2 protein-coding genes are annotated in these 1,633 nt (G+C 61.6%); both read right to left on the minus strand.

Translation table 11 applies throughout. The features are described from left to right. Nucleotides 1-58 precede the first annotated feature (58 nt). Entirely contained in the window at nucleotides 59-745 is a 687-nt protein-coding gene (locus tag NW818_RS13130) for a VanW family protein (protein WP_414424805.1), read from the minus strand. A gap of 1 nt (nucleotide 746) precedes the next feature. Then, nucleotides 747-1,633 (minus strand): anti-sigma factor domain-containing protein (locus NW818_RS13135; RefSeq protein ID WP_414424806.1); only part of this gene is annotated, 887 nt, incomplete at its 5' end.

Genomic DNA, 1,633 nt, shown 5'->3' on the forward strand with positions numbered 1-1,633 from the left:
TTTAAGGACTCCGTCCCGCTGGCGCGAAAGGCCTCCGTCCCGCTGGCGCGATGAGAGGCTAGGGAGCAACGACATAGCGATCTTGGGAGAGGCGCTCGTTACCCCGATACACGCTCACCTGCAAATGCTGGGGATCCAGCCGGTGCCCCTCTACACGGATGGGTGGGATCCTCAGGGCGTGGCGGGATCCCCGTCCCAGCACGGACACAATCAGGTTTTGGCCGCGGATCTGAACTCGTAGGCGCACCGGCCAGGGGAAAGGGTTGCGCAGCTTGAGGTCGGCCAAGCCGTACCAAACGGTGGCATCTAAGCCAGGGGGCACCGACTCTACCTGCCGGTAATGGGGGTGCCTCTCCACCACCTCCAGCCCTGCCAACAGAGCGGCATTGTAAAGGCTAGAGGACACCTGACAGATTCCTCCCCCAACCGAATCCAGGGTTTCGGCCACCATAAACACCGGCGCGGGCACATAGCCTCGTTCCAGGCTGCGCGGCCCCACCACTTGGTTGAAGGAAAAAATCACTTCTGCCTGTTCCCGTGAGCGTGCTGCAGGCATGATGTAAACCCCATCCAGGCTTTGGGCGGCTCGGCGAATGTTGTGGAGTTGAGAAGGAGTGCGCTCCTGCAAAGAAGTAACGTATTGGCTTAGGGTTGTTGGCGTGGGATCCGTCCACCACAAGGCCAGAAGGGCCAGTAGCGCCCCCACCAGCACAGCCAACCTTTGCAGGCCAACCTTTCCTCTCACCTCACACCTTGCCCGTCAGAAGGGGTTTCAAGGACTCCGTCCGAGTAGCGCGAGCGGGCAGTTGGCGGGAACCGGTCGCGACCAGCAGCTCTTGAGCGCGGGTACCTGCCGGCAACGTGCGGGATGGGCGTAGGGCCACCAGAGCAGAGCCTTGAGCATCCACCTGAAAGTCACCACAGTGGAGGAACTCGCCATTATCCAGCTTGAGCCAGAGGGAGTAGCGCTCCCCCGCCACCGGTTGGGGCAGATCCCGTGCGGCCAAGATAACCTCCTGCCAGTCTCCTGGGCGAAACAGCACATTGGCCGTCCCCACCTCCCCCTGCAAATGCACCAGACGGGATCCCGGCTGTTGCAAGAGATGGGATAATGCCCGCACCGATTCTAGCTGGGCCAGTTGCAGTGCTTGCCGCAGTCGCCAGTTGTCTAAGCTGAGCAGAACCAAAATTGCCGCCACCAAGCCTCCCAGCCAGCGCCACCCCACCCCAAAAGCAGGCAGTGGAGAGTGAAGGGGGATGGCCATCTCCTGTTCGCGCAAGCCCATAGCCCCCACCTCTGCCATCACCTGGTCGCGCAAGCTGGCAGGCGGGAGTACTCCTGGCAATCCGTAGGGCAACAATTCCAAGGTTTCTTGCAAGGCTTGCAGTTCGGCCACCAGCCGAGGGTCTTGAGTTAGGCGTGCCTCTAGAGCACTCGCCTGCTCGGGAGACAAGTCCCCCAGCAGATAGCCGGCCAGTTCTTCCCGTTCCTCTGTTAAAGGGGGCGAGGTGGATAAGGACTCCGTCCCGCCGACGCGATAGGACTCCGTCCCGCTGACGCGATCAGACATGGCCATCCCGACACCAGAACTCAACTCCAAACCTAGGACTCCGTCCCGCTGACGCGAAAGGA

Origin of the sequence: Synechococcus sp. R6-5 (genome assembly GCF_047461775.1) — a bacterium.
In the GTDB taxonomy this organism is placed as follows: Bacteria; Cyanobacteriota; Cyanobacteriia; order Thermostichales; family Thermostichaceae; genus Thermostichus.